Source organism: Streptomyces xingningensis (assembly GCF_054957865.1).
In genome coordinates, this window is sequence record NZ_JBDJPF010000065.1 from 23,965 (window position 1) to 41,967 (window position 18,003).

17 protein-coding genes are annotated in these 18,003 nt (G+C 71.4%); 8 read left to right on the forward strand and 9 right to left on the reverse strand.

Features of this window, described 5'->3' with window-relative positions:
• Positions 1 to 34 precede the first annotated feature (34 nt).
• The gene (locus ABCR83_RS26945; protein WP_462697798.1) at positions 35 to 1,789 is read left to right on the forward strand and encodes an NAD+ synthase; all 1,755 of its coding nucleotides are present in this window, start codon (positions 35 to 37) and stop codon (positions 1,787 to 1,789) included.
• A gap of 18 nt (positions 1,790 to 1,807) precedes the next feature.
• On the opposite strand, the gene ABCR83_RS26950 is transcribed toward ABCR83_RS26945, so the two are convergent.
• The 3 genes from ABCR83_RS26950 to ABCR83_RS26960 all read right to left on the reverse strand — a co-directional run bounded on the left by ABCR83_RS26950 (position 1,808) and on the right by ABCR83_RS26960 (position 5,282).
• On the reverse strand, positions 1,808 to 2,827 hold the full coding sequence (locus tag ABCR83_RS26950) for an endonuclease/exonuclease/phosphatase family protein (protein ID WP_462697799.1): 1,020 nt from the start codon (positions 2,825 to 2,827) through the stop codon (positions 1,808 to 1,810).
• Between the two features lie 206 nt (positions 2,828 to 3,033).
• The gene (locus ABCR83_RS26955; protein WP_462697800.1) at positions 3,034 to 3,666 is read right to left on the reverse strand and encodes a TetR/AcrR family transcriptional regulator; all 633 of its coding nucleotides are present in this window, start codon (positions 3,664 to 3,666) and stop codon (positions 3,034 to 3,036) included.
• Positions 3,663 to 5,282, reverse strand: coding sequence for an MFS transporter (locus tag ABCR83_RS26960; protein ID WP_462697801.1), 1,620 nt, complete (start codon positions 5,280 to 5,282; stop codon positions 3,663 to 3,665). Before ABCR83_RS26960 ends, ABCR83_RS26955 begins: the two co-directional genes overlap by 4 nt.
• Before the next feature lie 168 nt (positions 5,283 to 5,450).
• On the opposite strand from ABCR83_RS26960, the gene panB reads away from it, so the two are divergent.
• The 3 genes from panB (at position 5,451) to ABCR83_RS26975 (ending at position 8,222) form a co-directional block, all read left to right on the forward strand.
• Positions 5,451 to 6,308 carry a 3-methyl-2-oxobutanoate hydroxymethyltransferase gene (gene panB / locus ABCR83_RS26965; RefSeq protein WP_462697802.1) on the forward strand — a complete coding sequence of 286 codons (858 nt, stop codon included), beginning with the start codon at positions 5,451 to 5,453 and terminating at the stop codon, positions 6,306 to 6,308.
• Between the two features lie 67 nt (positions 6,309 to 6,375).
• Complete coding sequence (locus ABCR83_RS26970) at positions 6,376 to 7,389, forward strand: ATP-binding cassette domain-containing protein (protein ID WP_462697803.1); 1,014 nt, start codon at positions 6,376 to 6,378, stop codon at positions 7,387 to 7,389.
• Positions 7,386 to 8,222, forward strand: a complete 837-nt coding sequence (locus ABCR83_RS26975) for an ABC transporter permease (RefSeq protein WP_462697804.1) — start codon at positions 7,386 to 7,388, stop codon at positions 8,220 to 8,222. Before ABCR83_RS26970 ends, ABCR83_RS26975 begins: the two co-directional genes overlap by 4 nt.
• 20 nt (positions 8,223 to 8,242) lie before the next feature.
• Here the strand turns inward: ABCR83_RS26975 and ABCR83_RS26980 are convergent, their stop codons facing one another.
• Positions 8,243 to 11,539, reverse strand: coding sequence for a BTAD domain-containing putative transcriptional regulator (locus ABCR83_RS26980; protein WP_462697805.1), 3,297 nt, complete (start codon positions 11,537 to 11,539; stop codon positions 8,243 to 8,245).
• Between the two features lie 110 nt (positions 11,540 to 11,649).
• Between ABCR83_RS26980 and ABCR83_RS26985 the strand changes: the two genes are divergently transcribed.
• On the forward strand, positions 11,650 to 12,468 hold the full coding sequence (locus ABCR83_RS26985; RefSeq protein ID WP_462697806.1) for a site-2 protease family protein: 819 nt from the start codon (positions 11,650 to 11,652) through the stop codon (positions 12,466 to 12,468).
• Here the strand turns inward: ABCR83_RS26985 and ABCR83_RS26990 are convergent.
• Both ABCR83_RS26990 and npdG read right to left on the reverse strand, forming a co-directional pair.
• Entirely contained in the window at positions 12,458 to 12,640 is a 183-nt protein-coding gene (locus ABCR83_RS26990) for a hypothetical protein (protein ID WP_462697807.1), read from the reverse strand. The genes ABCR83_RS26985 and ABCR83_RS26990 overlap by 11 nt on opposite strands.
• A gap of 68 nt (positions 12,641 to 12,708) precedes the next feature.
• Positions 12,709 to 13,431 (reverse strand): NADPH-dependent F420 reductase, encoded by a 723-nt coding sequence (gene npdG / locus ABCR83_RS26995; protein WP_462697808.1) that lies wholly within the window; start codon positions 13,429 to 13,431, stop codon positions 12,709 to 12,711.
• Between the two features lie 99 nt (positions 13,432 to 13,530).
• Between npdG and ABCR83_RS27000 the strand changes: the two genes are divergently transcribed.
• Positions 13,531 to 14,127 carry a hypothetical protein gene (locus ABCR83_RS27000; RefSeq protein ID WP_462697809.1) on the forward strand — a complete coding sequence of 199 codons (597 nt, stop codon included), beginning with the start codon at positions 13,531 to 13,533 and terminating at the stop codon, positions 14,125 to 14,127.
• A 112-nt stretch (positions 14,128 to 14,239) separates the two neighbouring features.
• Here ABCR83_RS27000 and ABCR83_RS27005 read toward each other — a convergent pair whose 3' ends face one another.
• Positions 14,240 to 14,470 carry a hypothetical protein gene (locus ABCR83_RS27005; protein WP_462697810.1) on the reverse strand — a complete coding sequence of 77 codons (231 nt, stop codon included), beginning with the start codon at positions 14,468 to 14,470 and terminating at the stop codon, positions 14,240 to 14,242.
• 67 nt (positions 14,471 to 14,537) lie between these two features.
• On the opposite strand from ABCR83_RS27005, the gene map reads away from it, so the two are divergent.
• Complete coding sequence (gene map / locus ABCR83_RS27010; protein WP_462697811.1) at positions 14,538 to 15,395, forward strand: type I methionyl aminopeptidase; 858 nt, start codon at positions 14,538 to 14,540, stop codon at positions 15,393 to 15,395.
• A gap of 158 nt (positions 15,396 to 15,553) precedes the next feature.
• Positions 15,554 to 16,216 (forward strand): biliverdin-producing heme oxygenase, encoded by a 663-nt coding sequence (locus ABCR83_RS27015; protein WP_462697812.1) that lies wholly within the window; start codon positions 15,554 to 15,556, stop codon positions 16,214 to 16,216.
• On the opposite strand, the gene ABCR83_RS27020 is transcribed toward ABCR83_RS27015, so the two are convergent.
• On the reverse strand, positions 16,206 to 17,354 hold the full coding sequence (locus ABCR83_RS27020) for a Cmx/CmrA family chloramphenicol efflux MFS transporter (protein WP_462697813.1): 1,149 nt from the start codon (positions 17,352 to 17,354) through the stop codon (positions 16,206 to 16,208). The two genes, ABCR83_RS27015 and ABCR83_RS27020, sit on opposite strands and share 11 nt — an antisense overlap.
• A gap of 338 nt (positions 17,355 to 17,692) precedes the next feature.
• Positions 17,693 to 17,926 (reverse strand): DUF7848 domain-containing protein, encoded by a 234-nt coding sequence (locus ABCR83_RS27025; RefSeq protein ID WP_462697814.1) that lies wholly within the window; start codon positions 17,924 to 17,926, stop codon positions 17,693 to 17,695.
• Positions 17,927 to 18,003: the final 77 nt, after the last annotated feature.

An 18,003-nucleotide genomic window follows, 5' to 3' on the forward strand; every position in this document is an offset into this window, starting at 1 on the left:
TCGATCTCGTCAGAGTGACGGTTACCCTGGTGGCGTGGCCCAACTTCGTCTCGCCCTGAACCAGATCGACTCCACCGTCGGCGGCATCGCCGAGAACGCGGAATCCATCCTCCGCTGGACCCGCCACTCCGCCGAGCGGGGCGCGCATCTGGTGGTTTTCCCGGAGATGGTGCTGACCGGCTACCCGGTCGAGGACCTGGCCCTGCGCTCCTCCTTCGTCGAGGCCAGCCGGGCCGCGCTGAGCGGCCTCGCCGAGCGGCTCCAGGCCGAAGGCCTGGGCGAGCTGCCGGTGATCGTCGGCTATCTGGACCGCAGCGAGGAGGCCACGCCCCGCCTCGGCCGCCCCGCGGGCGCCCCGCTCAACGCCGCCGCCGTGCTGCACCGCGGCGCAGCGGTACTGACCTTCGCCAAGCACCACCTGCCCAACTACGGCGTGTTCGACGAGTTCCGCTACTTCGTGCCCGGGGACACCATGCCGGTGGTCCGGGTGCACGGTGTGGATGTCGCCCTCGCCATCTGCGAGGACCTCTGGCAGGACGGCGGCCGGGTACCCGCCACCCGCTCCGCCGGCGCCGGACTGCTGATCTCGGTCAACGCCTCCCCGTATGAGCGCGAGAAGGACGACACCCGCCTGGAGCTGGTGCGCAAGCGCGCCCAGGAAGCCGGCTGCACCACCGCCTACCTCGCCACCACCGGCGGCCAGGACGAGCTGGTCTTCGACGGCGACACCATCGTCGTGGACCGCGACGGCGAAGTCATCGCCCGCGCGGCGCAGTTCGAGGAACAGTGCGTCCTGGTCGACCTCGACCTCCCGGCCGCCCCCGCCGAGCCCCCGTCCGGCACCGTGGACGACGGCCTGCGCATCGACCATGTCACCGTCTCCGCCGACCCCCTCCCCGCGTACCGGCCCCGGTTCCCCGGTGGCGTCACCGAGCACCTCGACGACGACGCGGAGGTCTACCAGGCACTGGTGACGGGCCTGCGCGCCTATGTCGTCAAGAACGGCTTCCGCAGCGTGCTCATAGGGCTCTCCGGCGGCATCGACTCCGCCCTGGTCGCCGCCATCGCCTGTGACGCGGTCGGCGCCGAGAACACCTACGGGGTGGCCATGCCGTCCCGCTACTCCTCGGACCACTCCATCGCCGACGCCGAGGAACTGGCCCGCCGCACCGGTCTCAACTTCCGCACGGTGCCCATCTCCCCCATGTTCGACGCCTATATGGGAGCGCTGGGGCTGACCGGCCTCGCCGAGGAGAACCTCCAGTCGCGGCTGCGCGGCACCATGCTGATGGCGATCTCCAACCAGGAGGGCCACATCGTGCTGGCCCCGGGCAACAAGTCCGAACTGGCCTGCGGCTATTCCACCCTCTACGGAGACTCGGTCGGCGCCTACGGCCCGATCAAGGACGTCTACAAGACCGGCATCTTCCGCCTCGCCAAGTGGCGCAACCGCTCCGCCGCGGAGCGCGGCGAGACCCCGCCCATCCCGGAGAACTCCATCACCAAGCCCCCGAGCGCCGAACTGCGCCCCGGCCAGGTGGACACGGACTCCCTGCCGGACTACGACGTGCTGGACCGGATCCTGGAGCTCTACGTCGACCGCGACCAGGGACGCGCCGCGATCGTCGCGGCGGGCTTCGACGGGGAGCTGGTCACCCGGGTGCTGCGGCTGGTCGACACGGCGGAGTACAAGCGGCGGCAGTACCCGCCGGGCACCAAGATCTCGGCGAAGGGCTTCGGCAAGGACCGGCGGCTGCCGATCACCAACCGGTGGCGGGAGACGAACTGACCACCGGGGCGGGCGGGCTCACAGCCCGACCCGCGCCGCCACCGGCAGGTGGTCGCTTCCGGTGTCCGGCAGCGTCCACGCCGACGCCGGGGTCATCCCGCGCACCATGATCTGGTCGATCCGCGCCATCGGGAAGCTCGCCGGCCAGCTGAACCCGAAGCCGTCCCCGGCCGCCCCCTGCGCGGAGCGGAGTTGGGAGGTGACGGGCGCCAACGACCGGTCGTTCATGGTGCCGTTGAGGTCACCGAGCAGGACCACCCGCTTGATCTGCTCACGGGAGATGGCCTCGCCCAGCGCCGCCGCGCTGTTGTCGCGCTGCCCGGCCGTGAAGCCCGCGTTGAACTTCACCCGCACCGACGGCAGATGTGCCACATAGACGGCCACCGGGCCCTGCGGCGTACCGACGGTGGCGCGCAGTGCGCGGGTCCAGCCCATCTTGATGTCCACCGGCCGGACGTCCCGCAGCGGATGCTTGCTCCACACACCGACGGTGCCCTGCACCGAGTGGTACGGGTAGCTGCTCGCGAGCGCCCGCTCGTACAGCGGAGCGGCCTCCGGCTTGAGCTCCTCCAGCGCCACCACATCGGCGCCCGAGGCGGCCACCGACTTGGCGGTGTGCGTGGGGTCTGGGTTATCCGCGTTGACGTTGTGGCTGACGAACATGAAGTTGCCACCCGAGTGGGACTTGCCGGTGAGCAGTCCGCCGAAGAGGTTGACCCAGACCACCGCGGGCAGCAGCAGGGCGATCAGGGCGGTGGCCGAGCGGCGCACCAGGGCCAGGATCAGCAGCACGGGGATGAACAGGCCGAACCATGGCAGAAAGGTCTCGGCGAGGCTGCCGAGGTTGCCGACCCGGTTGGGGATCTCGGCATGCAGCAGCATCAGCAGGCCCAGCAGCACGGCGAGCGCCGCGACGACCAGCCCGCGCCGCCAGAGGCCCGGCCCCTGCCGGCGGCCCAGGAAGCGCCGGACCCCGGAGCCGGGCCGCTCCGAGGCGGCTCCCCCGCGGCCCGGCTCCTCCGTGTACGCCTGCGGCATCCGCTGTCCTCATTCAGTCGTCCGCTGTCCCGTCACCCGACGATAGGTGATCACTGACCATGAGTGATCGTCGCGGGGTGGGGCTTGCCCGAAGCCTCCCGATCGGTGGGGAGGCGTCGGGGATAAGGACGGGCGGCCGGCCGGAGCGGGTTCCGGCCAGCCGGCCCATGCGGCCTGCTGTGACACAACGAGCACAATCGGGACGTTCAGCGACCGGGCGGATACTCCGCCGGCCGGGCCCCCCTCAGCAGGGTGTCGACGATCTGCCCGGGCAGCTCCTCGGGCAGCTCCCGCCACTCGTGCAGGATCGACCGGGTGAGCATCGGGCCGACCATCAGGTCGAGGAAGAGCTCGAGGTCCAGGTCGGGGCGGATCTCGCCCTCGGCCATGCCCCGCCGCAGCACCTGGTAGCACGCCTCGCGGCGGGCGGCGACGACCGTGTCGTGGTACTCCTGCCAGAGCCGCGGGTGCGCCTGGACCTGGGCCATGACCACCCGCAGCAGTGCGGACGACCGCTTGGCCAGCACCCGGCGGCGCATGAACTGCAGCAGCTGGACGAGGTCGTCGCGCACCGAGGTGCCCGGGAGCTCGGGGGTGCGGATGACATCCAGGGAGCGCAGCACATCGAGCATCAGCGCCTCCTTGTTGTCCCAGCGCCGGTAGACGGTGGCCTTGCCGACTCCCGCCTCGCGGGCGATGCGCTCCATCGACAGCTCGGCGATGGTGACGCCCTCCTCGAGCAGCCGCAGCACGGTCTCGATGACGGCGGAGTCGACCGCGGCGCTACGGGGCCGGCCGCGCTGCTGCCCGGCTACCGACGCCGCCCTGGTGCCGGTCATGCGTCCGCTCCCGTCTGTTCCCGCTCCGCGCCGGGGTGCACCGCGCCCGCCGGTGCGGGGGCGGCCTTCTTGCCGGGCAGGAAGAGGATCACGACGATCGCGCCCAGCAGTGCGACGCCCGCGGAGCCCAGGGCGGTGACGTGCATGGCGTGCAGGAAGGCGGCATCGGCCGGGCCGACGAGCGCCTTGCCCTGCGGGCCGATCCGGTCGGCCGCGTTGAGGGTGGCCTCGATGGACTCGCCCGCCGCGTGCCGGACGGAGTCGGGCAGGCCGGGGACGGCGTCGAGCTTGCCGGAGATGCCGTTGCGATAGGTGGTGGAGAGCACCGAGCCCAGCACGGCGACCCCGATCGCCCCGCCGACCTGCCGGAAGGTGTTGTTCACCGCGGATCCGGAACCGGCCTTCTCACGCGGCAGCGACTGCATGATCGAGACGGTGGCGGGCGTCATGATGTGTGCCATCCCCGTGCCCTGGAGGAAGAACAGCACCTCCAGCACCCAGATCGGGGTGTCCCGCTCGAGCAGTAGGAAGCCCGCCATGGTGGCGGCGATCACCAACATGCCCGCGGCGCATACCGCCTTGGTGCCGAACCGGTTGACGACCAGCCGGGCGCGCGGTGCGAAGGTCATCTGGGCGACGGCGAGCGGCAGCAGCAACAGCCCGCTCTGCAGCGGGGTGTAGCCGCGCACGCTCTGGGTGTAGAAGACGATGAAGAAGGTCACGCCCATCAGCGAGAAGAAGACCAGCGAGATGGAGGAGACGGCGGCCGAGAAGGCCGGGTTGCGGAAGTACCGTACGTCGATGGCCGGATGGTCGGTGCGCCGCTCGTAGAGCACGAACAGCAGCAGGACGAGCAGACCGCCGCCGACCGTGCCGAAGACCTCCGGCTCGGTGAAGTCGGCGAGCTGGCCGCCCTTGATGATGCCGTACACCAGCAGCACCAGCCCGACCACCGACAGCAGCACGCCGACCGGGTCGAGGCGGCCCGGCTTGGGGTCCTTGGAGTCGGGCACCAGCGCCACCATGGCGATCAGTCCGGCGATCACGATCGGGACGTTGACCAGGAAGACCGAGCCCCACCAGAAGTGCTGCAGCAGGATGCCGCCGGTGATCGGGCCGATGGCGACCGCCAGGCCGACCGCTCCGGCCCATATGCCGATCGCCTTGGGCTGCTCCTCGCGCTCGAAGACGTTCATGATGATGGCGAGCGTCGCGGGCATCACAAACGCGCCGCCGAAGCCCATCACCGCACGGAAGGTGATCAGTTCACCGGGCGAGCCCGCCAGCGCGGAGAGCACCGAGCCGATGCCGAACACGGCCATGCCGAAGAGCAGGATCTTCTTGCGCCCCAGCCGGTCGCCCAGCAGACCGGCGGTGAAGAGTATTCCGGCGAAGACCAGCGTGTAGGAGTTGATCGCCCATTCCAGCTGGCTCTGGGTGGCCCCGAGCCCCGTGGGGCCGGGCAGGGCGATGGTCTTCATCGCCACATTGAGGATCGAGTTGTCCAGCACCACGACGAGCAGGCTGAACAGCAGGACGGTGAGGATCGCCCAGCGCCTTCTGTGGACGGCTTCGGGAACCCGCCGGTCGGGAGCGGGGGCAGGAGTCGATGTCATGCCGATCACCATAGGTCAGTTCCGAAACGGAACCGTCTCGTATCGGAAATATTTTACGATGAGAACGCCCCGGAGGCGCCTTCCCCGCCGTTGCGGACCGTGTCAGCATGGAGGTGATCCGGGGACGCCGTGAGGGCGCCCCGAGACGACAGCACAGGAGCGAGTGCAATGACGCATGCCGTGAAAACCCCCGACAGCAGCAAGGCGCTGTACGGCGGAGCAGGCTCCCGGCGCATCACCGTCCGCGACATCGCCGCCGCCAAGGGGCGCGGCGAGAAGTGGCCCATGCTCACCGCCTATGACGCGATGACCGCCTCCGTCTTCGACGAGTCGGGCATCCCCGCCCTGCTGGTCGGCGACTCGATGGGCAACTGTCACCTCGGCTATGAGTCCACGGTGCCGGTCACCATGGACGAGATCACCTTCCTCTCGGCCGCCGTGGTACGGGGCACCAAGCGCGCCCTGATCGTCGCCGACCTGCCCTTCGGCGCGTACCAGGAGGGCGCCGTACAGGCGCTGCGCAACGCCACCCGGCTGGTGAAGGAGGCGGGCGTCGGCGCGATCAAGCTGGAGGGCGGCGAGCGTTCCGCCCACCAGATCGAGCTGCTGGTCCAGGCCGGAATCCCGGTCATGGCCCACATCGGCCTCACCCCGCAGTCCGTCAACGCCTTCGGCGGCTACCCGGTACAGGGGCGCGGCGAGGAGGCGGCCCAGCAGCTGCTGCGCGACGCCAAGGCCGTACAGGACGCGGGCGCGTTCGCGGTGGTGCTGGAGCTGGTCCCCGCCGAGCTGGCCGCGGAGGCCACCCGCACCCTGCACATTCCGACGGTCGGCATCGGCGCGGGCGCGCAGTGCGATGCGCAGGTGCTGGTGTGGACGGACATGGCCGGGCTGACGGGCGGCCGGCTGCCGCGCTTCGTCAAGCAGTACGCGCGGCTGCGCGAGGTGCTGGGCGATGCGGCCAAGGGGTACGCCGAGGATGTGGTCGGCGGGGCGTACCCGGCCGAGGAGCACAGCTTCCACTGACGACTTCGTCGGCAGGCTGTCGGCGGCTGTCGGCGGGTTGTCGGTGACGGCTGGGACCGTCATCCGCATGACCCGAAAAGACAGCCGCGGCGACGACCTCGCCGTCCAGGTCCGAGGCCTGGTCAAGCACTACGGCCCGACCAAGGCCCTGGACGGCGTGGACCTGGAGGTGGCCGAGGGCACCGTGCTCGGTGTGCTCGGCCCCAACGGCGCCGGCAAGACCACCCTGGTGCGAGTCCTGTCCACCCTGATCCGCCCGGACTCCGGCACCGCCCGCGTCGCGGGCTATGACGTACTCACCCAGCCCCGGCAGCTGCGCCGGGTGATCGGGCTCACCGGTCAGTACGCTTCCGTGGACGAGAAGCTCGCAGGCTTTGAAAACCTCTATATGATCGGCCGGTTGCTCGACCTCTCCCGCAAGGACGCCCGGCGGCGCGCGGACGAACTGCTGGAGCGCTTCTCGCTCACCGAGGCCGCCAAGCGGCCCGCCGGGCAGTACTCCGGCGGTATGCGCCGCCGCCTGGACCTGGCCGCCTCCATGATCGCCCGCCCGGCCGTGCTCTACCTCGACGAACCCACCACCGGCCTGGATCCGCGCACCCGCAACGAGGTGTGGGCCGAGGTCCGGCTGCTGGTCCGGGAGGGCGCCACGGTGCTGCTCACCACCCAGTACATGGAGGAGGCCGAGCAGCTGGCCGGTGAGCTGGTGGTCATCGACCGGGGCCGGGTGACGGCCGGCGGCCGGATCGACGAGCTGAAGGCGAGGGTGGGCGGCCGCACCCTGCAGATCCGCCCCGCGGACCCGGCCGAACTGGCCCGGCTGGCCGGGGCGTTGGCCCAGGCCGGACTGGACGGGGCCGCCGGGGCCGCGGTGGACCGGGCCGAGGGCCTGGTGAACGTCCCGATCCTCAGCGACCAGCAACTGACCGCCGTCATGGGCATGTTGTCCGCCCGCGGCTTCACCATCGCCGGGATCAGCACCCATCTGCCCAGCCTGGACGAGGTCTTCCTGGCGATCACCGGCCAGAAGTCCTCGGCCGGGGACCAGCACACCGGCACCCTCCAGGAGGTCGCGGCATGACCACGGCAACCGCAGAAGCCCCGCTCACCCCGGTTCGCGCCGCGGACCCCCGGATCGGCCCCCGCTCCCACCTGCGGCACATCGGCGCACTGGTCCGCCGCAACCTGCTCCAGATCCGCCAGGACCCGGAGTCCATGGCCGACGTGGTCCTGATGCCGCTGATCTTCACCCTGATGTTTGTGTATGTCTTCGGCGGTGCGATGTTCCCCGGCCACCGCGATGACTACCTCGGCTACCTGATACCCGGCCTGCTGGCAATGTCCGGTCTCCAGCTCTCCACGGCGGTGGGCGCCGGGATCAACGAGGACTTCCGGAAAGGGGTGATGGACCGGTTCCGGACCATGCCGATAGCCCGGTCCTCGGTGCTGATCGCCAAGATCGTGACGGAGGTCGGCCGGATGCTGGTCGCGGCGGTCTTCCAGCTGGCCATAGGTTTCGCCCTGGGGCTCGAGCTCAAGACCTCGGTACCCGAACTGCTCGCGGCCGTGGCGCTGAGCGTGGCCTTCGGCACCTCGCTGATGTGGATCTTCATGCTGGTAGGACTGACCATGAAGACCGCCCAGGCCGTCCAGGGCGTCGGCATGATGATCATGATGCCGATGCAGTTCGCCAGTTCGGTGTTCGTGCCCACCAGGACCATGCCGGGGTGGCTCCAGCACTTCACCGACTACAACCCGCTGGCCAACCTCGCGGACGCGGCCCGCGGCCTGATCAGCGGCGATCCGGGGGCCCACGCGCTGAGTCACTCGATCTGGCTGACCCTGGCCTGGTCGGTGGGCATCACCGCGGTGACGGCCCCGCTGGCGGTCGCCAAGTTCCGCAAGAAGGGCTGAGCTCGGCGCCGGATGCCGCCTCACACGAGGGCGGTCGCCTCCACCAGGGAGAGGCGGCCGCCCTCGGCGTACGCACGTTCATAGGCCCGGTCACCGAGCGCCGCCCGCGCCCCGCGCCCGGCGCGTTCCCTGATCTCCTGCTCCAGCGACTGCTCGTGCTGAACGGCCGGGCGCAGCGCCGCGGAGGCGCCCAGCAGCCGGGCCGCGCACAGCCCATGCCGGTCGCCGCCTATTTCGGCATGGGCGAGGGCCGCGTTCAGCAGCTGCAGCGCCGGCAGATGCACTCCCACAAAGACCGACAGCGGGTCATCGACCTTGACCAGGGCCTCGCGCATCTTGGGCAGGGCATCGGCCGGGCGGCCCTCCATGACGTCCAGCCAGGCCAGCAGCCCGAGCATCATGCCCTGGAACAACTGGATATGCCGGTCCTCGAACTGCTGCCGCAGCAAGGCGAACATCTCCCGTGCCTCCGCATACCGGCCGGCCAGGGCGACGGTGATGCCGAGGTTGACCCGGATGAGGAAGTCGGCCTCGGGGACGCCCCCGTCCGCCTCGGCCAACGCCTCGCGAAGCATCCGTTCGCTCTCCGCCACCCCGATGGCCCCGCATTCCACCAGCATCTGGACGAGTTTGGTGCGCAACAGCGGCACCTGGGCGTTCGCGCCCAGGGCCCGTGCGCTGTCGATGGCCGCCTGGTAGTCCTCGGCCGCCGCCGCGAACTCGCCCCGGCGCTCCCGGCCTTCGCCGCGCCCCGCCAGTGCCTCGGCGACGCCCCAGGCGTCGCCGATCCGGCGGAAGATCTCCAGGCTCTCATCCGCGTCCAGCCGGGCCCGCTCGGCCTCGCCCAGCACCTCATGGGACATCTTGCTGCGCTGCCCGAGGTGGTAGGCCAGTTCCCACTCCCAGCCGAGCTCGCGGCAGAGCCCGATGATCGTGTCCAGGTCTGCCCTGAGGTGCTCGAAGTCGGCAGTGAGCAGCCTCGCATGGACCCACAGCAGGGCCGGCAGCCGGCAGTTCTGCGGCTGCCCCGGGGCGTAGGCGGCGACGACGCCGCGCATCTTCTCCTGCATCTCCGGCGAGGTGAACACCCTCATATCGGTCTCGATGTTCGTCAGCCAGACCAGCCACACCCCGCGCCGGGCCTCCGCCAGGAGCTCGGGCCGCATCGGCGGCGGGGCGTCGATGCACCGCTCATACAACGGCGGGGCGGGCGGCACGGGTTCCGCGAAGGGGTCCGGGCCCAGTTCGGCCACGGCCTTCGCCCAGGTACGGGCGTCCACCGTGCGGCCCCGCAGCTGCCAGAACCAGCCCAGGGACAGCACCAGGCACAGCGCCTCCTGCTCGTCGCGCGCCGCGACCGCATGCCGCAGGGCGGCGCGCAGATTGTCGTGCTCCCGCTCCAGCCGCTCCAGCCAGGCCCGCTGTTCCGGTCCGCGCAGCAACGGCTCGGCCCTGCGGGCCAGTTCGCGGTAGTGGACCAGGTGCCGCCGCTCCGCCCCGGCCCGTTCACCGGCCTCGTCCAGCCGCTCGGCGGCATACTCGGCCACGGTCTCCAGCAGCCGGTAGCGCATCTCGCCCATGTCGTCCGGCGCGGCCACCACCAGCGACTTGTCGACCAGCGAGCCGACCAGTGGCGCCACTTCCCGGGTGTCCAGCGCACCCTCCGCGCAGACCTCTTCGGCGGCGGCCAGGTCGCAGCCGCCCGCGAAGACGGACAGTCTGCGCAGTACGGCGCGCTCGGCCGCGGTGAGCAGCTCCCAGGACCAGTCGACGACCGCGCGCAGCGTCTGCTGGCGGGGCAGCACGGTGCGGCTGCCGGAGGTGAGCAGCCGGAAGCGGTCGTCCAGGCGGTCGGCGATGCCGCGCGGGGTGAGCGACCGCAGCCGGGCGGCGGCGAGTTCGATGGCCAGCGGCAGCCCGTCCAGGCGGCGGCAGATCTCCGCGCAGGCCTCGGGGTCGTCGTCGATCCGGAAGCCGGGCCGGGCGGCCGCGCCCCGGTCGGCGAGCAGCCGCAGCGCGACCGGGTCGGGCAGTGGCTCCACCGGCCGCACCAACTCGCCCGGCACGGCGAGGGGTTCGCGGCTGGTGGCGAGCACGGTGACACCGGGGCAGTGGGTGAGCAGCGTCTCGGCGAGGTGGGCGGCGGCGTCGACCAGGTGCTCGCAGTTGTCGAGGACGAGCAGCATGCGGCGCGGTCCGCAGTGCTCGGCGAGCCGGGCCAGCGGGTCGGAGGCGGTGGGGTCGGAGGCGGCCCGCAGCCCCTCGGTGGCGCCCCGGACGACCGTCTCGCGTGCGCCCAGGGCGGTCAGCACCGTCTCGGGCACGGTGTCCGCGTCCTCGACGGGTGCCAGCTCGGCGAACCAGACCCCGTCCGGCCAGGCGCCCGCACCGCCGGCGGCCGCCTCGGCGGCCTCCTGGGACAGCCGCGTCTTGCCGGCCCCGCCGGGGCCGAGCAGGGTGACCAGCCGGTGCCCGGCCAGGTCCGCGCGGATCCGGGCGAGGTCGGCCTCCCGCCCGACGAAGGAGGTGAGCCGCGCCCGGAGGTTGCCCCGGGCCGGGGCGCGGGGGACGCCGTCGGGGGCGGGCGCGGCGGGGGGCTCGGCGGCCAGCAGCTGTGTGTGCAGGGCGCGCAGCTCCGGGCCCGGGTCGGCGCCCAGCCGCTCGGCCAGCGCCGTGCGTATCTCCTCGTACGCGGCAAGGGCCTGGGCCGGGCGGCCCGCGGCGCGCAGCGCGCGCAGCCGGAGGGCCTGCAGGGGCTCGTCCAGCGGGTGGTCCGCGCACAGCTCGGCCAGCTCGGGCAGCACCCGGTCGGCGTGGCCGAGAGCGACGGCGGCGGTGAGGCGGTCCCGGCGGGCCTCCAGCCGGCGGGCCTCCAGCCGGGCCGCCCGCTCCGCCCGGTCGGGGAGGTCGGCGAGGGCCGGGCCGCGCCACAGGGCGAGGGCCTCGTCGAGCAGGTCCGCGGCCCGGGCCGCCTCGCCGCCCGCGAGCACCCGCGCGCCCTCGTCGGCGAGCCGCCGGAACCGGTGCGCATCGACGTCCTCCGGCTCGGCGCTCAGCCGGTAGCCGTCGACCATGGAGGCGATGGCGTCCCGCCCGAGCGCCTTCCGCAGCCGGGCGACGAGCGCCTGCAGCGCGCCCGCCGCATCGGCCGGGGGTTCACCGGCCCAGACCTCGTCGATCAACGCCCGGGCCGTCCGGCCGCGCCCCGGGTGCAGGGCGAGCGCGGCGAGCAGGGCGCGCAGCCGGGCACCGCCGAGGGCGGTGGGGCGGCCGTCGCCGGTATGGGCCTGGGTGGTGCCGAGAATGCCATAGCGCACCGGGTCATTCTCCCCCGGCGTTACGACATCCGGGCCGTGACCAAGTACCGTCGCCCGGGACCGTCCGTATCCGGGGCCCTCCGGCAGACCACATCCAGGAGCACACACCTATGGCACCCGACGCGACCCGCGGCGAGCGGCGCGTGAGCCCCGTCTTCCTCGCCCTCGTCGCCATCATGGCGGTCTCCTTCTGGGCGGTGTGGACGAAGAACTCGGCAAGCGCCGGCTTCGCCGTCTTCCTGTTCATCGTCTCCGGCTGGATCGTCTCGCTCTGTCTGCACGAGTACGCGCACGCGCGCACCGCCCTGCACGGCGGGGACATCTCGATCGGGGCGAAGGGATATCTGACCCTCAACCCGCTCGCCTATACGCACGCCGTGCTGAGCGTGGTGCTGCCGGTGATCTTCGTGATCATGGGCGGGATCGGTCTGCCGGGCGGCGCGGTCTTCATCGAGCGGCACCGCATCCGCGGCCGCTGGAAGCACAGCCTGATCTCGGCGGCGGGCCCGCTGACCAATGTGCTGTTCGCGGTCATCGTCTCCGCGCCGTTCTGGCTGGACGCACTGGACGGAGTGCCGTTCGACGTCCGCTTCGCGCTGGCCTTCATGGCGCTGCTCCAGGTGTCGGCGGCGATCCTCAACCTGCTGCCGGTGCCGGGTCTGGACGGCTACGGGATCATCGAGCCCTGGCTGTCCCCCAGGCTGCGCCAACAGGTCGAGCCGTTCGCCCCGTTCGGACTGCTCGCGGTCTTCGGCTTCCTGTGGATCCCGGAGGTCAACGGGGCCTTCTTCGACATGATCCACGCGGTGCTGCGGTCCCTGGGCGTATCCGACTGGGAGGTCGCCTGGGGCCACGAGCTGTTCCGCTTCTGGAGCACCCCGGAGCACGTCCCGACCTCGACGCTGGACTACTTCCAGTTCACCGGCTGACGGCGGCCCGGTCGTTCTTCGCCTTGCGCAGGTAGTACCAGGCCATGTTGGACGAGAGGCCGGCCAGCAGGACCCACACCACACCCAGCCAGCTGCCCCGCACGAAGGAGAGGACGGCCGCGGCGGCCGCCAGGACACAGACGGCGAGGGCGTAGAGAGCGAGGCGGGGCATGGGGGCGGCTCCTGTCGGGGACGCGGTACGGACGATCCGGGCCATTGTCCCCCATGCCCTTCCCGCGCCTACACGTCGGTGATGCGCAGCCCCGCGTGCGCCCGGTAGCGGCGGTTGACCGAAATGAGGTTGGCGACCAGCGACTCCACCTGGTGGGCGTTGCGCAGCCGGCCCGCGAAGACGCCGCGCATGCCGGGGATGCGGGCGGCCAGCGCCTGGACGAGGTCGGTGTCGGCCCGCTTCTCGCCCAGCACCATCACATCGGTGTTGATCTCCGCGACCCCGGGGTCGGAGAGCAGCACCGCGGACAGGTGGTGGAAGGCGGCCGTGACCCGGGAGTCCGGCAGCAGGGCGGCGGCCTGCTGGGCGGCGCTGCCCTCGGCGGGCTTGAGGGCGTAGGCGCCCTGCTTGTCGAAGCCCAGCGGGTTGACGCAGTCGACGACCAGCTTCCCGGCGAGCTCCTCGCGCAGCGCCTCAAGGGTCTTGCCATGCCCCTCCCAGGGCACCGCGACGATCACGATGTCGCTGCGCCGGGCACACTCGGCGTTCGCCGCGCCCTCGACGCCGAGGCCGAGTTCGGCCGCGGCGGTTCGGGCCCGCTCGGCGGCCCGCGAGCCGATGATCACTCGCTGGCCCGCCTTCGCCAGCCGGTAGGCGAGACCGCGCCCCTGGTCGCCGGTGCCCCCGAGTACTCCGACGACCAGGCCGGAAACATCGGGGAGAGCCCAAGGGTCCTTTGCGGGGGCCTTGGTTGGGTCGGCGGCCTTCGTCGGTTCGGCAGAAGATGTCATGCCAGCGATACTGTCACGCACCCGGCCGTCATTCCCGAACGGGTGAGACCGGGCCCGGCCCGGTTCCCGTCCCCGGCGGCTGCGGCACGATGGGGCGCCATGGACGCCGCACAGGTCGCGCTGGTGCGCGAGGCGCTGGCCGGAACGGAGTGGCCGCGGGCCACCCGCCGGTTCGCGGGGGCGCTGCGGAAGTCGGTCACCGCGCACGGCGGGGGGCTGCTGCTCATCGGGACGGCCGAGTACGAGCCCTGGCACCTGGCCGCCCACCTGGACGAGGAGGCCGCCCGGTCCGGGCTGCCGGAGCTCTCCCCCACCCTGGTCCGCCACCGGGTGCCGCCCGGCGCCCCGGCCCACCTGGCGGTCGGGCTCGGCCGGCTGGCGGCGGCGCGGCAGGGCGAGACCGTGCTGGTGGTGGAGCAGACCGGTCCACCGCTGGGGGAAGAGCTGCTGGAGCGGGTGTACGAGGTCCGGCGGGGCGGGGCGACCGTGCTCGCGCTGGGCGGAGCGCGCTCCGAGGTGCGTTCGCTCGCCCATGACGCACTGTCCGTGCCCGACTCGGCGGAGCTCGACCTCGAGCTCGTCCAGCACCTGGTCAGCGCCGCCGCCGGGGAGCTTGCCCGGCCCGGCCGCCGCTTCCGCGACCGGCTCTCCCGGCTCGCGGACGAACTGCTGGCACCGCCCCCGGACCGCTGGTGAGCGGACTGTTCCGCCGGCGGTGTGAGCGGGCGGGCCGGCCCGTGTCGCCTCGGTGGGGCTGCCGGCCCTGGCACTGCACGCCGCCGCGGGCACCGGGGGTAGCCGAGGCGTCCTAATCTTCCCGGCCCGGGGCGCCCCCGTCATCGTTCCACCGTGGGTCTTCCCGCCACGCGGAATCCCGTTCCCGCGCGGTGTCCATCGCATGCTCGGCCTCCTCGCGGGTGCCGTACGGGCCGAAGCGGTCGGCGGCCCGGCATTCCGGGCCCTCCTCGACCGTCTGGTGCTTCAGGCAGTAGTACCACTCGCCGGGCTTGCCGGCCGTACGCCGCTTGAACAGTGCCATCCGCGATCTCCTCACACCGTGCTCTCGCCCACATGCTCCCCGATGGACGCTGACTACACTCGCTGACATGTCTGGCCAGTCGCTTCTCACCCCGGGGAGACTCTCTCCCGCCCGCCCCGTTCCCGCCTCCATCCCGCGGCCCGAGTACGTCGGCAAGGAGGCCCCGACCCCGTACAGCGGACCCGAGGCGCAGGACGCCGAAACGATCGAGCGCATGCGCATCGCGGGCCGCATCGCCGCGCAGGCGATGGCGGAGGCCGCCAAGCACATCGCCCCGGGCGTGACGACGGACGAGCTGGACCGGGTCGCGCACGAGTTCATGTGCGACCACGGCGCCTATCCCTCCACGCTCGGCTACCGCGGCTTCCCCAAGTCGCTGTGCTCCTCGGTCAACGAGGTGATCTGTCATGGCATCCCCGACTCGACCGTGTTGCGCGACGGTGACATCGTCAATCTCGATGTGACGGCCTTCATCGGCGGCGTGCACGGCGACAACAACGCCACCTATCTCTGCGGAGCGGTGGACGAGGAGTCCCGGCTGCTGGTGGAGCGGACCCGGGAGGCGCTCGACCGGGCCATCAAGGCGGTCAAGCCGGGCCGTCGCATCAACATCATCGGCCGGGTCATCGAGTCCTACGCCAAGCGCTTCGGCTATGGCGTGGTGCGCGACTTCACCGGCCATGGCATCAACTCCTCGTTCCACTCCGGCCTGATCGTCCCGCACTACGACAGTCCGCATCACGACACCCTCATCCAGCCCGGCATGACCTTCACCATCGAGCCGATGCTCACGCTGGGGACGCATGAATACGACATGTGGGAGGACGGCTGGACGGTCGTCACCAAGGACCGCAAGCGGACGGCGCAGTTCGAGCACACTCTGGTGGTGACCGGGACGGGGGCGGAGATCCTCACCCTGCCGTAGGGCGGGCCGGGGCGGTAAGGTTTTCCCGACAGCACGTCGGGAAGCAATTGACTTAGGTAAGCCTAACTAGAGAGAATCGGCGGGTGCTCCCCGGGCACCCACGGCCTTGCGCCGGCCCTCTCGTTCCCTTTCCGCCCTTCCGTCACCGGAGGTCCGCCTTGGACTCGCCCGTCACGACACCGTTCTCCACGCTCATCCGCACGGCCTCGCATGAGCAGCACACGGAAGCCGAGAACTCGTCGTTCATGAGCGACATGCTCGGCGGCAGACTCGGGGTCGCCGCCTACCGCCGCTACACCGAGCAACTCTGGTTCGTCTACCAGGCCTTGGAGTCCGCCTCCGCCGCCCTCGCGGCCGACCCCGTGGCCGGCCCCTTCATCCGCCCCGAACTGGCCCGCACCGAACAGCTCGAGCGCGACCTCACCCATCTCGGCGGCCCTGACTGGCACACCGGCCTCACCCCACTGCCCGCCACCAGGGCCTATGCGGCCCGCATCGAGGAGTGCGCCCGCACCTGGACCGCCGGCTATGTCGCCCACCACTACACCCGCTACCTGGGCGACCTCTCCGGCGGCCAGATCATCCGCGGCACCGCCGAGAAGACCTGGGGCTTCGCCCGCAAGGGCGACGGAGTCCGCTTCTATGTCTTCGAGTCCATAGGGAACCCCGCCGCCTTCAAGCGCGCCTACCGCGAGCTGCTGGACGCGCTGCCCCTGGACGACCTGGAGAAGCAGCAGGTCATCGCCGAGTGCAAGCGCGCCTTCGCCCTCAATACGGCCATGTTCCGGGAGCTCGGCGAGGCGTTCCCGCTCAGTGCCTGACGGCGGACCTGCGCGTCGCTCCCACTGTCGCGAGCGCGAAGCTCACCAGCAACGCGCTGACCCACAGCGGCGAGCGATAGCCCAGCCCCGCCCCGATGGCGAGCCCACCGCACGAAGGCCCCACCGCCGCGCCCACATTGAAGGCGGCCGTGGCAAATGCCCCGCCCAGGGTCGGCGCCTCGGTCGCCGCATACAGCACCTGCGCGATCAGGGTCGATCCGACGCCGAACGAAAGCGCTCCCTGGACGAAGACGAGTACCAGCGCCACCACCGGATTCCCGGCGGCCACCGCGAACACCACCCAGCCGAGCAGCAGCAACGCCCCGCCGAACACCAGAAGTTGCCCGGGCCGCACATCGGCCATCCGGCCGCCGGCCGTGACCCCGATGAACGACCCCACCCCGAACAGCGCCAGCACCACCGGCACCCACCGGGACCCGACCCCCGCGACATCGGTCGCCAACGGGGCCAGATAGGTAAACGCACAGAACGTGGCCCCGTTCACCAGGGCACCCAGCAACAACGTCACCGCCAACCGTGGCTCGCGCAGCGCCCGCAACTCCCCCCGCACACCCGCGCCCTCACGCCCGGGAGCACCACCCGGCACCGACCACAGAATCGCCACCACGGCAGGCACCGACACCACGGCCACCGCCCAGAACGCCGAGCGCCACCCCCACAGCTGACCGAGCAGCGCCCCGGCGGGAACACCCGCCACACAGGCCAGCGTGACACCACCGAGCAGCACGGAGGTGGCCCGCCCCTTGGCATCCGGCGCCACCATCCCGGTCGCGGTCGCCAACCCCACGGCCAGGAAACCGGCGTTGGCCAACGCCCCGACGACCCGGGTGGCCAGCAGCACCCCAAAGCTGGTGGTGACCGCACCGAGAATGTGCACCACCAGGAACGCGACCAGAAAGACCAGCAACGCCCGACGCCGCGACCAGCGCCGGCTCAGCATCGCCATCAACGGCGCACCAACGACCATTCCCACCGCGAACGCCGAGGTCAGCATTCCCGCGACGGGGACGGACACCTGCATATCGGATGCGATGTCCGGCACCAGTCCGGACAGCATGAACTCGGACGTCCCCTGCGCGAACACCGCAAGGCCGAGCATGTAAAGAGCGAAGGGCACAGCAAAGCTCCGCAACCAGATCAAGGACCGGCAGATCAACACGGCCCAAGTGAAGAGTGGAGGGTGAAAACAGTCCGCACTACGGCGATCGATCCGGTGGCAGGGGTCGCGGAAGACATTGCCGACGGCCGCACTTGGCCGCGGAGCTTCAACGCAACAGCACAAAGAGCCACCGGAGACCGGTGGCTAGAGTCTGGACGCCTCGGGACTGGACATGCGTGCAGGCTAACCACACCGGGCGCACACGTCCAAGGGTTTTCCGGTGGCGGTCATGGGCGGGCGGACCCATGAGAGCTCGCCCGCCTCCGACCGTCACGCCTGTTGCGCTGAGCGGATGCTCACCTCACCACCGTGGCGCACCAGTGGCGATTGATGACCTCCCGGTAACCGGTGTGGGTGGGGTTGCGGCCGACGTGGTCCAAGGCCCAGCCGTGTGCGACCTCGAAGTCGGCGTCGAGGTCGGAAGCCATGCCACAGGTGGTGCACTGCATCGCGAAGGCGACGGGCGTCTCCGATTCAGCCTCCGGCCGAATCGCCCAGTCCGCGTGGCAGACCGCGGAATGGGCGTTCATCGGATACCTCCGAGGAGACCCTCGCCTTCAGGCGGGGGAGGAATCGGACTCCTGCGGAGCAGGGCAAGGGGCTGCGA